This is a genomic window from Halobaculum halobium (genome assembly GCF_030127145.1).
Lineage (GTDB): Archaea > Halobacteriota > Halobacteria > Halobacteriales > Haloferacaceae > Halobaculum > Halobaculum halobium.
The window spans coordinates 931,205-947,067 of the sequence record NZ_CP126158.1 but is presented as its reverse complement, the minus strand read 5'-3'; the positions used below and the strand labels follow the sequence as shown (position 1 = coordinate 947,067).

Below are 15,863 nucleotides of genomic sequence, written 5' to 3'. Positions count from 1 at the left end.
CCGCGTATGACCGACGACGTCGTCGTTCTCCGGTACGGCCACCGCCCCGGGCGGGACGACCGGATGACGACCCACGTGGGACTGACTGCACGGGCGCTCGGCGCCGACCGGGTGGTTCTCCCCGACAACGCCGGGCAGTCAGCCGAGACGATCCGCGACATCACGGACCGCTTCGGCGGCCCCTTCGCCGTCGAGTTGCGCGACGACCAACGGGCATACACCCGGGACTGGGAGGGAACGGTCGCTCATCTCACCATGTACGGCGAGCGCGTCCAGGACGTGGACGCCGATATCCGCGCCAATTCCGTCGACGACGACACCCCGCTGCTGGTCATCGTCGGCGGCGAGAAGGTGCCGTTCGACTTCTACGAGGCGGCCGACTACAACGTCGGCGTGACGAACCAGCCCCATTCGGAGGTTGCCGGCCTCGCCGTTTTCCTCGATCGCTTGTTCGACGGCGAAGAACTGGAGCGTGAATGGGCGGACGCCGATCGCGTGGTAATGCCGCAAGAGACCGGCAAGAGGGTGGTCGACCCCGCTGACGCGTACGACCGAGACGAGGAGTAGCGGTTCGCGGAGGCCGGCCGAGATCGGTTCGGACCGGTCCGACCGCCGACTCGCAGCGGCGGAACACTGACTCGCAGAGAGGTCACAGACTCGCCGCGGCGGCACCGCGGTCGCGTCGACGTCGCCTCAGTGATCGTCCTCGCGCCACTTCTGCCCGCACTCGGTGCAGGTGAAGAAGCGCGTCTCGGACTCGTCGGCCGAGCGGATCTGCTTCATCTCGTAGCGCACCGTCTGCACCTCGTCGCACTCGGGGCACTTCTGTTCGACCGTCGGGCCGATCTCCGACTGGTCCATCTCCGAGACGTCGACCACGGTGCTCCCCTCCTGCCCCTGCGTCGTCGTCATTGCCCCCTCGGTCGCCTCGTCTCGGAGCTCCTCGTGGCCGCACGACCCGCACACCCACGTGTCGTCGTCCGGCTTCATCATCGAACCGCACTCGTCGCAGAAGTTCATACCTCCGGTGTCCGCCGTCGCCGCACTTAAGCGCCGGGATCTTCGAGATCGCGGGCGCGGGTCGCCGTCGCGCTCGACAGCGCTCGCCGACGATCCCCGGCAGCGCCGGCCTCAGCCGTCGCCCTCTGACTGCCCGGGCTCGCCGACCGTCTCGATCGGGAGCGCGGTCTGGAGGTCGGCGTACAGATCCTCGGGATCGGCGAACCGCTCGCTGGGGCAGGCTGCGACGTACTCTCCGAGATTGCCCTCGCCGTCGGCGAACGTGACGGTCGTGTCGGCGAACTCCCCGGCCGCCTCCCCGCGGCTCACCGGGTACTCCAACGCCTCGAACAGCGACCGCACACGGGACAGTTTGATTGTTGTCATGCGCGCTACCGTCGCTACGCGGCCGAGACGTATCACCGTATCGTCAAAACCGACTCACACGGTGATCGACTGGGGCCCGACTGACAACGGCTCGTCGCGTCGACCGGTCTCGCGCCGGTCGCGTCTCGTCTTTGCCGAGCGGCTCGCCCACGCGCTCGCCTGCGTCTTGCCGTCCGTCGGGCCCTCGGCGAGGCGCTATTCGAAGTCGGGCTCCCGCTTGTTCGCGAACGCGTCCATCCCTTCCCGCTGGTCGGGCGTTCCGAACAGCCCCGAGAACACGCGCTTCTCGTACGTCAGGCCGTCCTCCAGGCTCATGCCGTATGAGGCGTTGATCGCCTCCTTCGCCGCCGCGAGCGCGAACTGCGGTTGGGCCGCAAGGTCCGCGGTCAGGTCGTCGATCCGCGACTCCAGCTGGTCGTGGGCGACCACCTCGCCGACGAGGCCGTACTCGTGGGCGTCGGTCGCGTCGATGCGCTCGCCGAAGAGGATCAGTCGCCGTGCGACCTCGTCGTCGACGAGTCGGGGCAGTCGCTGTGTGCCGCCCCACCCGGGCACGATTCCCAGGTCGATCTCCGTCTGTCCGAAGACGGCGTTCTCGGCGGCGACACGCAGGTCACACGCCAGCGCCAGTTCGCAGCCGCCGCCGAAGGCGTAGCCGTTCACCGCCGCGATAGAGGGGGCGGAGAACGTCTCGAGCGAGCGGGCGATGTCGTGGCCCAACTCGGCGTACGCCTGCGCCTCCGGCGTGTCGAGGTCTTTCATGTAGGAGATGTCCGCGCCGGCGATGAACGCCTCCTCGCCCGCGCCGGTGAGCACGAGCGCGCGCGGGCCGGCGTCCTCCGCCTCCGCGATGGCCGCCTGCAGCGCCTCCAGCGTCTCGACGTTCAGCGAGTTCAGCTTCTCCGGTCGGTCGACGGTGACCGTGGCCACCTCGTCGGCGATCTCGAGGCTGACGGTGTCTGATTCGGGCATGCGCAACGCGTCTCCGTCACACACCGTAACCCTTCCCCATGCGACAGTCGACGCCGGTTGTCGGGGAGTTCACTCGTCTCCCGTCCCGCCGGCGCGCGCCCGCCGCAACCGGGAGGCCCAAATACTCCCGCGGGGAAGCCCTCGGCGATGAGCGACCTCACCGACGAGGAACTGGAGCGCCTCGCCGACGTGGTGCGACTCCAGCCGACGAAGAACAGCGAACTCGGCGAGCGGTGGGGAATGGACAGCGGCAGCGACGTTCACAGCTACCTCGAGGGCCCCCTGAAGGACTACTACTACCGCGACGACAACAGCCTCATCCGGGCGACCGCTGAGGCGGCCGAACTCACGGGCGCCGAGCCCGGCGTCGTCGACGACGAGGACGACCCGAACGCGGTCCCCGAGCGGATCACGGTGCCGGAGCTCCACGAGCAGGTGTTCCGCGTCGTCGCCGATCACGACGAGCGCTCGGAGTCCGTGGTCTCGGTGCTGAACAAGCTCCGCGACGAGTTCGGCGTCGATCCCGAGGCCGGCGACGTGCGCCGCGCGCTCCAGAGTCTCCGGCGGAAGAACGTCGTCGAGGTCATCTATCGCACGGTGCCGACGTTCAGGCTGGCGGTGCCGCGCGAGGAGGTCGAAGTTGCCGTGAACGGCGACCAGTAGGAGACTGGTCGCGCGAGCGATCGCAGACCGAACCAGGCGGCGCCGCGCGTGTTCGGAGGTGGTGCTCGCGTCACAGTCCGAATCTGACTCAGCACCCGTCGCCAGTCCGCTCCCGCTCGCGGTCGCGACGCTGCTCCAACAACGCCCGGATCCCCTTGCCCGGCCCGCCCTCGATCGGCCAGCCGTTGGTCCGCCACTGCGGCGGTTCCGGCGTGAACTCCGGGCAGCCGCCTTTGCACTCTGCGGCCGTCGGGACGCGCTCCTTCGCCGCGCAGTACGGCACCAGCGCGCGGCCCTCGCGGCGGAGTTCGAAGTGCCGGCAGTCGGGGCGCATCGTCTCCCGGTAGGACCGCCAGCCCCGCCCGTAGGCGCGCTCGGCCAACAGGAGTCGGGTCCGCGGGTCGCCGTCGGCCGCCAGCGCGGTCGGGTGCCACACCACCTCGCCGGCGTCGGCGCGAACGCCGTCTGTGAAGTCGAACTCGAGCACGCCGACCTCGACGGGGATGTCCTCCAACAGCGCCGGTGACACCCGGTCGCCGGTCGCGGAGGTCGCGACCCACACCTCGTCGGCGAGGCCCGCTTCCACGTCGTGGCGAAGTTGGTCGGCCAGCGCCGCGGCGGCGCTCGCGTCGAGGTCCGGCTTGTTCTCGATCGCGATCACCCGCTCGACCCAGTCGGGATACCCGCGGCGGCGACGGAACTCGATCCGCCCGTTCGCGCCCCGTCGCTTCTCGACGAGGTCCAGCGCCGCCGCCCGGTGGATCGCCTCGCGGACGTATCGCCACGGGAACCCCGGGTCGTCGAGTGCGTCGCGGTACCACGCGTACTCCCGCGGGGCGCCGCGAACGACCCGCAGGAGATCCGAATCCAGCGTCCGCTCGCCGAACGCCCGTCGAACCGCGAGCGCGTCGGAATCCACCTCCAGCACGACGGTGTCCCACCGCCGGTCACGGGTACCGAGTTGGCGCGCGACGACGACCGGGCGGTCGCCGTCGCTCGGGTGCCACGCGAGTTCGGCCCAGCGGCTGACGAGCAGTTCGAAGGCGAACTCGCTGTCGCCGGCGCCCCGAAACACACCCGGAGGTGGCGCGGACGCGGACTAACCGGTTTCGGTGTTCGAGACCGGACACCGGGCCGAACGCCGGGAGTTGCGAGCCGCGCGAGTCGGGGGTCGCCTTCCTACCCCTGTGATTCGAGGAGGTAGCCGTCTGCCTCCGTCGCCTGGAGTTCGTCGAGGTAGTCGTGGGCGTCCTCCAGAATGTCACGGGGGCCATCCTGCGTGATCGTGTTGAGCGCCTGATCGTAGTCGCGCCACTGCAGGTCGCGGTGCTCGGTCGACAACTCCGCGCTCGCTTCGAACGAGTGGGCGATGAACAGATGCACCGTCTTGTGGATGGTGTTCCCGCCCGCCTCGAACACGTAGTCGTACTCTTTCCGGAAGCCGTCGATGAGCCGGAAGTCTTCGACTCCCGCCTCCTCGGTCACTTCTCTGATCGCCGTCTGCTGGAGTTCCTCTTCTCCTTCGACCCCGCCCTTGGGGAACTCCCAGTCCCCGGGTCGGCTCTTCAGGAGTAAGTACTCCCTGTGGCCGCGGGTGTCGCGGAAGAGGATGGCTCCAGCGCTAGTCGCTTCGACCGACATTAGCGACAGGTAAGCTACCCCGGTTCAAGAGTATGTCGGAGCCGAGACCGCTCTATCGGGCCGGACGGCGCCTGAAGGCCGCCCAGCGTCGGCGAACCCCCAGGGGTTTCTCTGATTCCCCTCGAAGACGGCTCCCTGTCCGGACAGAAGCGACTCGACGCCACGGCGACCGATCGCCGGACCGAAGCCGCTCGGTATCGGGAGATCCCACGCGGACGGTGGCCAACGGGTGTCGTCGACGACAGCTGTGCCAGCCCACCACGTGCCGCCGCGCGGGTAGATGCGCTTTTGCCGCTCCGGAGAAACATGGAGGGTAGACCCTCAGCTCATGACCTTCGTAACCAAACTCAGATTCCAAAGCGGGGATCGCGCCGCGCTCGACGACACCGTGAACAGCCTCCGCGAGATGCTCGAACGAAAGGGTGCCGAGTGCAAGGGCCCGCACACGGAGCCCGCAGAACGTGTCCGCGTGCCGCTGTACGAGGGGCTTTCCTCGGGCGACGAGCTCGGCGAGTGGTCGTTCGAGGTGTTCGCCCGCCGACTGGAGATCCACGGCAACGACCACATCGCCCGCGAGGTCGGTCACATGGACTTCCCCGACTCCGTCCACGTCGAGATCGAACTCGAACAGAAGAAACCGCTCGGCCACCGACAGAACTGAGCCGTCGGGCCGGAACCTCCGCTCACGTGTACGTCCACGTCAACGCCGCCGTCTCCGTCGACGGGAAGCTCTCGTCGCGACGCCGCGAGCAGGTCCGCATCAGCGGCGCCGACGACTTCGACCGCGTCGACCGGATCCGCGCGGCCGCCGATGCCGTTCTCGTCGGCGTCGGCACCGTCCTCGCGGACGATCCGCACCTCACGATCGACGAAGCGGACCGCCGCGTCCAACGCCTCCGCAACGCTCGCTCCGAGAACCCCGCCCGCGTCGTCGCGGACTCGCGCGCGCGAACCCCGCCAGACGCGCGGATCCTCGACGACGAGGCGACGACGTACCTCCTCGTGAGCGATGAGGCGGACGACGAACGGCTCGACGCCCTCCGCGACGCAGGCGCGGAGATTCTGGTCGCGGGAGACGCCGACGGCCGCGTCGACCTCACGGCCGCCTTTGGCGCGCTCGAAGCCGAGGGAATCGAGCGCGTCATGGTCGAGGGTGGCGGCGAGCTGTTATTTTCGCTGTTCGACGAGCGCCTCGTCGACGAACTCACCCTCTACGTCGGCTCGCTGGTGATCGGCGGCCGCGAGGCGCCGACGCTGGCTGACGGAGAGGGCTTCGTCGACGACTTCCCGCGGCTGGCGCTGACCGACGTGACCCGCGTCGACGACGGCGTGCTGCTCTCGTACGAGCCTTGAAATACGAGGGCGGGACCACCCCGTCGCGTGCGCTGAGAACGACCGTCCGTCGTGCTGCGGGTGTGCGACTCACCGACGGACGCCGCCGCGAGTCGCCTGTTCGATTCACTCGACAGCGATGCCGATCGCGATACAGCACCGTCTTACAGTCCTCACCGTCGCGGTCGTGCGCGACGCCGGCATTCCAGTGGAACGGTTAACACCCGAACGCGCCAAGTGGTGGGCATGAGTACCGAAACAGCCGCCGGAGACCCCGTCCACGTGGAAAGCGAGGAGCAGTTCGCGGAGTTGACGAGCGAGGGACTCGTCCTCGTCGACTACCACGCCGATTGGTGCGGGCCGTGTAAGATGCTGGAGCCGACGGTCGAGGAACTCGCGGCGGAAGTCGACGGGCTGACGGTTCTCAAGGTCGACGTCGACGAGTTCCAGGGGCTCGCCGCCGACGCCGGGGTTCGCGGCATCCCGGCGCTGCAGTTCTACGCAGACGGGGAGGAAGCCGAGCGGCTCGTCGGCGTCCAAGAGAAGGAATCGCTCCTCCAGGTCATCGAGCGCCTGCAGTAACTCGGTTCGCGGGCAGCACCCACGGAGCGGTTCTCGCGACGCTACCGATCGCTGAGGCGCATCACCCGACAGGGTCGAATGCGTCGACGAGCGCGTCGTGCGCCTCGCCGTTGGACGCGATCAGTCCGATCGATCCGGGACGCCAGCGGTCGCCGTACACGTCGGTCGCGCGCCCGCCCGCTCTCCGTATCAGGTGAACGCCGGCGGCGGTGTCCCAGGCGTTGAGTTCGACCGTCGAGACGACCGCGTCGAGTTCGCCGGTCGCGACGCCGGACAGCGCCGCCTGCGCGCAGCCGAAGCGCCGCACGTCGCCGAACGCGTCGAGGGCCGTCTCGACGACGGCGGCCAGCCCGCGGCGGTGCCGCGGTGAGACTCCGAACACGGGGTTCACCAGCAGCGCGGCCGGGTCGGCGGTGTCGCTCACCGAGATCGGTTCGTCGTTCCGGCGCGCGGTAGTCGCCCCCGCGACGTACTGATCGCCCGTCGCGGGCGCGTCGTTCGCCGCGGCGACGGGCTCGCCGTCCCGACAGACGGCGACGCTCGTCATCCAGACGCGGTTGCCCTTCGCGTAGTTGACGGTGCCGTCGATCGGGTCGACGACCCACGCGACCCCCGTCTCCGGAACCGATTTCAGCGCGTCGTCTTCCTCGCCGACGACCGCGTCCTCAGGGTGCCGCTCGGTGATGTACTCGATGACCCGCCTCTGGACGGTGCGGTCGACGGCGGTGACGGCGTCCATCGGACCGTCGGCTTTCGTTTCCACGTCGTGCGCCGATCGGAACGCGTCGAGCGCGACGCTCCCGCCGCGCTCGGCCGCGGCGACGGCGGTTTCGAGCCTGTCGTCGATTCCCACTGCCGCTGACGGCTGGTCGGTCATACCCGTCTGTCGGGCGCCCGGTACAAGCCTCGGTCGATCCCGAGGGCCTCGGCAGCGCCGGCCCTGCGATCACTCCACCCGACCGATCGCGACGTCGTGGCCGGCCGCGTTCTCGTGGCCGGCGGCAACCCGGTTTGCGGTGCGTTCGGAGTCGCTCAGCAACTCGGTGGGGCAGTCGCGGCAGACGACGTGGTACCTGTGATCACGCATCTCGATCGCGGCGTCGAACGGAGAGAGGGTAAGTATCCGCAAGCTAACCCCGGCGAGCGAGTCGAACACGGGCGCTTTGATCGCGTGGCCGGGGGCGCCGGCTACGGCGACTCGACCGATTCGGCGGGCGCCTCACGATCGAGGTCGGCCGCCCGGGAGCGCGCCTGTTCGACGATCGACGGCGGCGCCTCGAACTCCATGTCGACCTGCGTGGCGTCGTACTCCTCGCGCTCGACGTGTCCGTTGTCGTGAATCCACGAGACCAGACTCATCGCGTCGTCCGACAGCGGCAACAGCAACCGTTCGCGCTTCCAGTCGGGGAGGTCGGCCTCGACGCGCTCGCGGAGCACGTCGATTCGATCGCCGGTCAGTCCGGAGACGCACACCGGGTTGGGCGCGAGTGCGGACAGCGCTTCGCGCTTGCGCCGGAGTTCGTCGTCGCCGAGCCGGTCGACCTTGTTGAACACGGTGACGATGGGCGCCTCGTTGCGCTCATAGAGCGTGTCGTGGGAGGTGACGAGCTTCTCGCGCATCTCCTCGACGGACTCGCTGGCGTCGACAACGAGAAGTACGAGGTCCGCGTGATACACCGACTCCAGGGTCGACTTGAACGACTCCACCAGCCAGTGCGGCAGGTCGGAGATGAACCCGACAGTGTCCGTGAGCAGCACGTCGCGCTTGCCCGTGTTGGCGCGGCGGGTGGTCGTGCCGAGCGTCGTGAATAGCCGGTTTTCGGACTCGGCGGTCGCGTCGATGTCGGGGTGCTTCTGTGCGTTCTCCTCGACGTCGAGATCGTCCGCCAGCCGTCGCAGCAGCGTCGACTTGCCGGCGTTCGTGTACCCCGCCAGCGCGACAAGGTCGAAGCCGGACTCGCGCCGCCGCTCGCGCCGCTTCTCCTCGGTCTCTGCGATCGCGTCGAGTTCGTCTTTGATGCGGCTGATCTGCGCTTTGATGTCGCGCTCGCGCGACTCGTCGTACTCGCCGAGCCCCATGAACCCGGGTCGCTCGTCGCGCTTCGCGAGACTCGCCTTCACCTCTGCTCGGGGGAGTTCGTAGCGCAGCTCCGCAAGTTCCACCTGCAGTTGGGCCTTGCGCGTCTGCGCCCGCTGCCCGAAGATGTCGAGGATGAGCGTGAACCGATCGACGACCTCGACGCCCTCGGGGAGCTTCGCCCCGATGTTGAACGTCTGGTACGGGCCGACCTCGTTGTCGATAATCACGGCGTCGGCGTCCTCGCGGGCGACGAGTCGCGCGAGCTCGCCGGCCTTGCCCTCGCCGAAGTGGTACGCCGGGTCCTGGTCTCGCGTCTGCGTGAGCGACGCGACAACCTCGTATCCCGCGGCGGTCGCGAGCTCCGAGATCTCCGTCAGGTCGGCGCGACCGCGGTCGACGCGCTTCGCGACGACCGCCGTCGGCTTCTCCTCGGTGTGACGGTCAGGGATGGCTGTCCCCCACCTCGCGGTTCGCGTCGGTCGGCTCAGTGTGCATGCGCGCGAGTACGCGGTCGGAGGACTTCAATTCCGCGCCGTCGGCGGCGATCCGACGGACGAGCCGGGCCCCCGACCGCCAGCCGCCTCGCGTGGCGGGTCTCGTGGCCTCGGAGGAGCGTATAGCGCTGAACGAAGCGACCCGAACGCGGCTCGATCAGTATCGTGCAGCCGTTCGTCCCACAAACGACTTAACCGGGGACGGCCCACTCAGCGGTATGCCAGGACCGGAACTGCTCGCACAGATAGACATCGACCCCCGGCAGTTGGGATTTGAACTCGGGACGGGAGCTGTCATCGGCGGGATCATCGGATTCGCGGCGAAGAAGGTCGCGAAGCTGATCGCGGTGATCGTCGGGCTGGAGCTCGCGCTGTTCAAATTCCTCGAATCGCGGGGCGTCTTAACCGTGAACTGGGAGAAGCTCGGCGGGTCGTTCGAATCGCTCGGAACGGCCGCGACCGCCGAGACGCCACCGTCGTGGGTCGAGACGATTCTCTCGACCCTCTCGGTGTCGGCCGGGTTCACCGGCGGCTTCTTCGTCGGATTCAAGCGGGGATAATCGCCGTTCGGTCGTTCCGCGTCCGGGCCGCGACTGACAGTTACCGGCGACTGATCTCGTCTTCTTCCTTCACGACGCGCGTGTCGGCCTCGCCGCTGGACACCTCGTTCACGAGGTCGTAGAAGTCGTTCTGCAGCCCCGCTGGGAAGGTGACGACGCCCACCCACGAGCCGTCGCTTTGCCACTCCTCGCGTTCGAGGTCGCCGAACTCGCGAACCTTCGCCTGTCCGGAACCGGCGTAGTCGGCTGGCAACTGCACCGCGATCGTCACCTCGTCGAAGCGGATCGGGATGACCGGTCGGAGCGCCTCCAGCGCGTCGTCGATCTGGTTCTCGACGGGCTCCATCGGCTCGACGGTGAACCCCGCCTCCTCCAGCGCGCGCTCGATCCGCTCGGGCGGGTGCGGCGCGTCGTCCATCTGCGGGTTCACCGCGTTGCGCGTGATCCGGTTGACCAGTTGCTTGTGCTTCTGTTCGAGCATCTCCTTGCGCTGCTCGGCGGTGATCTGGATCTCCCCGCGCTTGACGACCTCCGGAATGATCTCCATCGCGTCGGTCGTGCCGAACACCTCCTCGACGTCCTCCTCGGGCGGTCGGTCGCCGCGGGAGGCGTTCTCGAAGACGTCCTCTGCGGCGATCACGTCCTCCAACTCGCCGTCGAACTCGCCGCGCTTGATCGCCAGCGCCGCGTCCGGGTCGATCAGGACCTCGAAGCGCGTGCCGTGTGACTCCAATCGGGCGGTGACGGCCTCGTCGAGTGAGATCATGCGTGTGGATTCCGCCGCCGTGACTAAAAGGTATCCGGCGGACGCAATCGGGGGTCGCCGGTCAGCCCGTGCGGTTACTCCAACACCGTCTTCTCTTTCGTCACGACCTCCACGTCCGTGATCCGCGTGTCCGGATAGCCGCCGGTCACGTCCTTCTCTGCGGCCTTCACCATGTCCCAGACGACGTTCAGACCGGTCGTGACCCCCTCAAGCGCCTCCATCTCACAGCCGGTCTTCCCGGTCGTCTCGACGGCGACTTCGAGGTCGATGCGGGCCTCGCCCACCTCGAAGTCGGTGTCGACGTTCGTGATCGGGATCTGGTGGCACATCGGGATCGTCTCCCAGGTGTGTTTCACCGCCTGCACCGCGCCGATCCGGGCGGTCGCGAGCACGTCGCCCTTCTTCACCTCGTTGCCGCGGACGGCCTCGATCGTCGACTCGGTGAGGGAGATGGTGCCCCGGGCGACCGCACGTCGCGAGGAGTCGGGCTTCTCGCCGACGTTCACCATCTGCACGTCGCCCGCGTCGTCGGTGTGGGTCAGGTCGTCGTCCGGGTCGGTGTCGCGGTCGCGATGGGCCTCGTCGTCGCTCATGTCACTCTCCTTCGTCGCGGAGGGCTTGTGGGATTCGGTCCGGGAGGTCGGAGGCAGCGAGCCCGTCGCCGAACTCGTCGGCGGCGGCGTCGCCGGCGCGACCGTTCGCCCACGCCGCGAGCGCGGCCGCCTGCAGGGGTGAGTCGATCTGGCCGGCGAGCGCGCCGGTCACGCCCGCGAGCACGTCGCCGGTGCCGCCGACGGTCATCCCCGGATTGCCGGTCCGGCCGACCCGCGTCTCGCCGCCGTCGCTGATCACGTCGTAGCGACCCTTCACGAGGAGCGTGTGTCCCACCTCGCCGGCGAATGCCTCCACGAGACGTGCGCGCTCGCGCCAGTCGTCGGCGGTCTCGCCGCCCATCTTCAGCAGTTCGCCCTGATGCGGGGTACAGATCAGGTCGGCGTCGGTGTCGACCTCGGGGACGACTTGGAGCGCGTCGGCGTCGACGACCGCCCGACCGTCGTAGCCGGCGAGGAACTCCGCGACGGCGTCCAACGTCGCCTCGTCGCTCCCGAGCCCGGGCCCGAAGACGACCGCGTCCTGGTCGGCGGCCCGTTCGAGCAGGTCGTCGACGTGTTTCGGCGCGAGGTGGTCGCCGGCGAACGAGCGGACGATGAGGTCCGGACCGTACCCCTGGATCTCGCGGGCGACCGGTTCCGGGCAGGCGACCCGGACGAGGTCGGCGCCGGCGCGGAGCGCGGCGCGGGCGGCCAGCGCTGGCGCGCCGGTGTAGGGGCCGCCCCCGACGACGAGCACCTCGCCGTTGTCGCCCTTGTGTGAGTCGGCCTCCCGGTCAGCGCCTGCAGGTCGCCCGGGCCGACGAACGTCTCGGCGGCCGCCGGAATGCCGATGTCAGCGACGGTGACGTCGCAGCCGAGGCTCGCGAGCCCCGGCTTCTCGTCGTGGAAGGTGACGACGGCGTCGGCGTCGACGGCGGCGCCCTCGTCGCCAACGCCGTCCGCGTCGCCCGCGACCTCGCCCGTGTCGGCGTCGACGCCGGAGGGGACGTCGACGGCGACGACGGACACGTCCGCGGGCGCATCGTTCACCGCGCGGGCGACGGTCGCCTCCGGCTCTCGAAGCGCGCCGGAGACGCCCGTGCCGAGCATCGCGTCGACGACGAGATCCGGCTCGTGGTCGTCGAGGTCGAACTCGCGGGAGTCGGTGACGGTTCGGGTCGGGAGGTCGCTCTCGACGAGCGCCTCCCAGTTCTCTCGGGCGATGTCGGTCCTGATCGTCTCCGGCCGTCCCAACAGTACCGTCTCCACGTCGAACTCACCGAGAAAGCGCGCGGCTACCATCGCGTCGCCGCCGTTGTTGCCGCGCCCGCACACGAGGAGGACTCGGTCGCCGGGGGCTGCCCGCCCCCGGACCGCGCGGGCGACGGCGTCGCCCGACGACTCCATCAGCTGCTTCGTCGAGACGCCGAGCGCCGCGGCGTTCCGGTCGACCATCGCCATCCGCTCGGAGGAGATCATGTCGTCCTCGGGTACGACCGGGAGGGGTAAAGCGCCGGGGGTCACCCGAGCGCGCGACGGCGGCGGCCCCGTGAACGGCGCCGCACGGTCGTCGTCGGTTCGCTTACTGCGACTGTCGGTAGATGAGGTTGCGCTGCACCTCGCTGGCGCCCTCGTAGATCACCGGGATGCGCACGTCGCGGTACACCCGCGCGATGCGGCGCTCCGTCAGGATCGAACGCCCGCCGTGGAGTTGCATCCCGGTCTCGGCGCAGTCGACCGCTGTTTCCGTCGACTTGAGCTTCGCCATCGCGGCCCACAGCCCGGCGTTCTCGTGGTTCGCCAGCTTCTCGGCGGCGCGCCAGTTGAGCGACCGCGCGGCCTCGAATTCGGTGCGCATGTCCGCGAGGTCGTGCTGGACGGACTGGAACTCCGAGATGTTGCGGTCGAACGCCTCTCGGTCGTGAACGAACTCCCAGGCCTCCTCGATGGCCGCCGCAGCCAGGCCGATGCCGTGGCCGCCGACGACGACCCGACCGTGGTTGAAGAAGTCCGCGAGCATGTAGAAGCCGCCGCCCTCGGCGCCGACGAGGTTCTCCTCGGGGACGAAGCAGTCCTCCATGACGATGTGGCCCTGCTTGGAGCCGCGCATGCCCATCTTCTCGGGGATGTGCTCGGCCTCGTATCCCTCCGAGTCGGTCTCGACGATGAACAGCGAGTAGTTGCCGTAGCGGTCGTCCGAGTCGCCGGTCTTCGCGTAGACGGTGAGCCAGTCGCCCTCGACGGCGTTGCCGACCCAGTACTTCTCGCCGGTGATCTCGTAGCCGCCGTCGACCTTCTCGGCTTTCGTCGTCATGCCCGCGAGGTCCGAGCCGGTCTGGGGCTCGGAGACGGCGAGCCCGGAGATCTGCTCGCCCTCGGCGACCGGGCGGACGTACTCCTCGCACTGCTCGTCGCTGCCGTAGTCGTAGACGAGCTCGTTACCGAAGGAGGCCAGCATCAGCGTCAGGCCGATGCCGGCGTCCGCGCGGTAGAACTCCTCGGCGATCGCGAGCAGCTGGTAGATGTCGAGTCCGCGGCCGCCGTACTCCTCGGGGATGTCCTGGCCGACGAGTCCGGCCTCCTGGCCCGCCTCCAGCACCTCCCAGGGGTAGTCGTCGGCCTCGAAGTGCTCCTGGGCGACCGGGGCGATGTGCTCTTGGGCGAACTCGCGAGCTTCCCGCTTCACGTCGCGCGCGTGCTCCGGAACGAGCGATTCGTCGAGCAGACCGAGGTCCGTGTTCATGACTCCCACTCCGGTACCCCCGAACATAACCTCCGTGGAACCGCGGACCCGGGGTTTCGCGTTTACCGCGCGCTCGGGCCGGCGACAGCCGCAGCGGCGTCGGCTGCTACTCCTCCGCGCTCGGGTGTGAGGCGTCGCGCGGGTCCTCGTCGCCGCCGTCGGCGTCGGTGTCACCCTCGTGCTCGTCGTCATCGATCCCGTCGTCGCCCTCGGCGCTGGCGTCGCCAGTGGTGTCGCCCGCGGCGTCGTCCTCCGAGCGGGTATCGTCGGTCTCAGCCGCTGTCTCTTCATCGCGAGCGCGTTCGAGTCGCTCGCGCACCGCCGGCCGCTCGACGGTCCCCGTGACGGTTCGGGGGAGCTCGTCGGTGAAGGCGATCGTGCGCGGGATCTTGAACCCCGCGAGCCGGTCGCGGCAGTGGGACTCGATCGCCGCGGCCGTGAGCGGCTCCGCGTCCGTCGACGGCGAGTCGGCGGGGACGACGAGCGCGGTGACGCGTTCGCCCCACTCCCGGTCCGGGATGCCGGCGACCGTCGCGTCGCCGACGGCGGGGTGCTCACGGATCGCCGCCGCGACCTCGCCGGGGTCGACGTTCTCGCCCCCGGAGATGATCCGGTCGTCGAGGCGATTGAGCACGTACACGTAGCCGTCCTCGTCGCGGTAGCCTACGTCGCCCGTCCGGAGCGCGCCGTCGTCGGTCAACGCGGATTCGGTCGCGCCGTCGTCGCCGTAGTACCCGGCGGTGACTGACGGCCCGGCGACCACGAGCTCTCCCGTCTCGCCCGCAGGAAGTACCGACCCGTCCCCGTCGCGGACGGTCACGTCGGTCCACAGCAGCGGGCGTCCAACGGTCCCGAGTCGGTCGAACGCCTCCCTCGGTCGCGCGGTCGCGATCTGGGAGGCGGCCTCCGTCATTCCCCACGTGGGGTGGACCGGCACGGAGAAGTTCCGACAGCGCTCGATCAGCGAGTCGGGCGCGGGCGCGCCGCCCAGCAGCACCGTCCGCAGCGAGTCCGGAAGCGTCCCACGGGCGTCGAGCATCCGCGAGAGCATCGTCGGGACGAGCGACACGCCCGTCACGTCGTAGCGTCTGATGTCGTCGACGGCGCCGCCCGCATCGAACGACTCCCGGAGAACGACGCTCGTTCCGTACAGCGCCGCCCGGTACAACGGCATGATCCCGCCGGTGTGGTGCAGCGACAGCGTCGCGAGAGACCGGTCGTCCGGGAGGACTCCCAGCCGGAACGCCGAGGCGGTCGCCGACGCCAGCACGTTTCCCATCGACAGCTGTACGAGCTTCGGGGTCCCGGTCGAGCCCGACGTGAACAGCATGACGAGCGTGTCGCCGCGGCCCCAGTGGACGGCCGGAACGTCCCCGTCGGGCGCGGCGTCGATGCCGACCACGCGGTCGTCGTCGGGGTCGTCGAGCGACACGACCGGGACCGGGGAACCGCTCGCCCCATCCGCGTCGCCCGCGTTCTCCCCGTCGATCCGGGCGGGCTCGAACTCGTCGACGGACTGCCACCCCGCTGGTGCGTCGTCCTCGGCCGCTCCCTCGGCGGGTGCTCCCTCGACTGCGCCGTCGGTTTCCCCGACAGTCTCCCGCGCGTCTGCGGCGTCGCCGAGGGCGGCCTGAACAGCCAGGGTCTCCGTGTCGGCGCCGCACACCAGCGCCGTCGCGTCGGCGGCGGCGAGCTTGGGCGCGAGTTCCGCGGCGGTGAGTCGGTCCGAACAGGGGACCAACCGGACGCCGAGGCGCATCGCCGCGTGGACGAGCGCGACGTACCCCGGGCGGTTGTCGAGGACGACCGCGAGGTGGTCGCCGGGAGCGATGCCCAGTCCGGCCAGCCGGGACGCGAGCGCCTCGACGCGGGCGTCGAGGTCTGCGTACGTCAGCCTCTCCCCCGAACTCGCCAGCACGAGCGCCTCCGCATCCGGCGTGGCGGCGACCCGGTGGGACAGCCAGTCGCGCATACCCTCGGGATGAACGTCATCCCACTACCCTCTTTCTATCGGTGCGGTGGCGTCGACCGACCCCGCGCGCTCCGTCGTG

General features: G+C 69.5%; 18 protein-coding genes and 1 pseudogene. 6 read left to right on the top strand and 13 right to left on the bottom strand.

What is annotated here, in order from left to right; all coding sequences use genetic code 11:
* Positions 1-6 precede the first annotated feature (6 nt).
* Positions 7-567 carry a tRNA (cytidine(56)-2'-O)-methyltransferase gene (locus tag P0Y41_RS05035; RefSeq protein WP_284062877.1) on the top strand — a complete coding sequence of 187 codons (561 nt, stop codon included), beginning with the start codon at positions 7-9 and terminating at the stop codon, positions 565-567.
* A gap of 126 nt (positions 568-693) precedes the next feature.
* On the opposite strand, the gene P0Y41_RS05030 is transcribed toward P0Y41_RS05035, so the two are convergent.
* The 3 genes from P0Y41_RS05030 to P0Y41_RS05020 form a co-directional block, all read right to left on the bottom strand.
* The gene (locus P0Y41_RS05030) at positions 694-1,020 is read right to left on the bottom strand and encodes a transcription factor S (RefSeq protein WP_284062876.1); all 327 of its coding nucleotides are present in this window, start codon (positions 1,018-1,020) and stop codon (positions 694-696) included.
* Between the two features lie 111 nt (positions 1,021-1,131).
* A complete protein-coding gene (locus P0Y41_RS05025; protein ID WP_284062875.1) occupies positions 1,132-1,386 on the bottom strand; it encodes a DUF5789 family protein in 255 nt (84 codons plus the stop codon).
* A gap of 195 nt (positions 1,387-1,581) precedes the next feature.
* Positions 1,582-2,358: an enoyl-CoA hydratase/isomerase family protein gene (locus P0Y41_RS05020; RefSeq protein ID WP_284062874.1), complete on the bottom strand. Its 777-nt coding sequence runs from the start codon at positions 2,356-2,358 to the stop codon at positions 1,582-1,584.
* A gap of 147 nt (positions 2,359-2,505) precedes the next feature.
* On the opposite strand from P0Y41_RS05020, the gene P0Y41_RS05015 reads away from it, so the two are divergent.
* Entirely contained in the window at positions 2,506-3,021 is a 516-nt protein-coding gene (locus P0Y41_RS05015) for a DUF5797 family protein (protein ID WP_284062873.1), read from the top strand.
* 88 nt (positions 3,022-3,109) lie between these two features.
* Here P0Y41_RS05015 and P0Y41_RS05010 read toward each other — a convergent pair whose 3' ends face one another.
* A complete protein-coding gene (locus P0Y41_RS05010; RefSeq protein WP_284062872.1) occupies positions 3,110-4,096 on the bottom strand; it encodes a DUF5787 family protein in 987 nt (328 codons plus the stop codon).
* Positions 4,097-4,200: 104 nt separating this feature from the next.
* Positions 4,201-4,662 carry a bis(5'-nucleosyl)-tetraphosphatase gene (locus P0Y41_RS05005; protein ID WP_284062871.1) on the bottom strand — a complete coding sequence of 154 codons (462 nt, stop codon included), beginning with the start codon at positions 4,660-4,662 and terminating at the stop codon, positions 4,201-4,203.
* 328 nt (positions 4,663-4,990) lie between these two features.
* Between P0Y41_RS05005 and P0Y41_RS05000 the strand changes: the two genes are divergently transcribed.
* The 3 genes from P0Y41_RS05000 (at position 4,991) to P0Y41_RS04990 (ending at position 6,576) form a co-directional block, all read left to right on the top strand.
* Positions 4,991-5,323: an uS10/mL48 family ribosomal protein gene (locus P0Y41_RS05000; protein ID WP_284062870.1), complete on the top strand. Its 333-nt coding sequence runs from the start codon at positions 4,991-4,993 to the stop codon at positions 5,321-5,323.
* Between the two features lie 26 nt (positions 5,324-5,349).
* Positions 5,350-6,015: a 2,5-diamino-6-(ribosylamino)-4(3H)-pyrimidinone 5'-phosphate reductase gene (locus tag P0Y41_RS04995; RefSeq protein WP_284062869.1), complete on the top strand. Its 666-nt coding sequence runs from the start codon at positions 5,350-5,352 to the stop codon at positions 6,013-6,015.
* 225 nt (positions 6,016-6,240) lie between these two features.
* The gene (locus tag P0Y41_RS04990) at positions 6,241-6,576 is read left to right on the top strand and encodes a thioredoxin family protein (RefSeq protein ID WP_284062868.1); all 336 of its coding nucleotides are present in this window, start codon (positions 6,241-6,243) and stop codon (positions 6,574-6,576) included.
* Between the two features lie 61 nt (positions 6,577-6,637).
* On the opposite strand, the gene P0Y41_RS04985 is transcribed toward P0Y41_RS04990, so the two are convergent.
* The 3 genes from P0Y41_RS04985 to hflX form a co-directional block, all read right to left on the bottom strand.
* On the bottom strand, positions 6,638-7,453 hold the full coding sequence (locus P0Y41_RS04985) for an inositol monophosphatase family protein (RefSeq protein ID WP_284062867.1): 816 nt from the start codon (positions 7,451-7,453) through the stop codon (positions 6,638-6,640).
* A 69-nt stretch (positions 7,454-7,522) separates the two neighbouring features.
* Entirely contained in the window at positions 7,523-7,732 is a 210-nt protein-coding gene (locus P0Y41_RS04980; RefSeq protein ID WP_284062866.1) for a hypothetical protein, read from the bottom strand.
* Positions 7,733-7,764: 32 nt separating this feature from the next.
* On the bottom strand, positions 7,765-9,024 hold the full coding sequence (gene hflX / locus P0Y41_RS04975) for a GTPase HflX (protein ID WP_284063347.1): 1,260 nt from the start codon (positions 9,022-9,024) through the stop codon (positions 7,765-7,767).
* A gap of 344 nt (positions 9,025-9,368) precedes the next feature.
* Between hflX and P0Y41_RS04970 the strand changes: the two genes are divergently transcribed.
* On the top strand, positions 9,369-9,710 hold the full coding sequence (locus tag P0Y41_RS04970; protein WP_284062865.1) for an FUN14 domain-containing protein: 342 nt from the start codon (positions 9,369-9,371) through the stop codon (positions 9,708-9,710).
* Between the two features lie 40 nt (positions 9,711-9,750).
* Here P0Y41_RS04970 and P0Y41_RS04965 read toward each other — a convergent pair whose 3' ends face one another.
* From P0Y41_RS04965 to P0Y41_RS04945, 5 genes and pseudogenes are all read right to left on the bottom strand, one after another.
* Complete coding sequence (locus P0Y41_RS04965; protein WP_284062864.1) at positions 9,751-10,476, bottom strand: ribosome assembly factor SBDS; 726 nt, start codon at positions 10,474-10,476, stop codon at positions 9,751-9,753.
* A gap of 74 nt (positions 10,477-10,550) precedes the next feature.
* Positions 10,551-11,069: a cyclic pyranopterin monophosphate synthase MoaC gene (moaC, locus tag P0Y41_RS04960; protein WP_284062863.1), complete on the bottom strand. Its 519-nt coding sequence runs from the start codon at positions 11,067-11,069 to the stop codon at positions 10,551-10,553.
* Position 11,070: 1 nt separating this feature from the next.
* Positions 11,071-12,548 (bottom strand): annotated as a pseudogene (locus P0Y41_RS04955) (NAD(P)H-hydrate dehydratase).
* 103 nt (positions 12,549-12,651) lie between these two features.
* Positions 12,652-13,812 (bottom strand): acyl-CoA dehydrogenase family protein, encoded by a 1,161-nt coding sequence (locus tag P0Y41_RS04950; RefSeq protein WP_284062862.1) that lies wholly within the window; start codon positions 13,810-13,812, stop codon positions 12,652-12,654.
* Positions 13,813-13,918: 106 nt separating this feature from the next.
* Positions 13,919-15,784, bottom strand: a complete 1,866-nt coding sequence (locus P0Y41_RS04945; RefSeq protein ID WP_284062861.1) for a class I adenylate-forming enzyme family protein — start codon at positions 15,782-15,784, stop codon at positions 13,919-13,921.
* Positions 15,785-15,863: the final 79 nt, after the last annotated feature.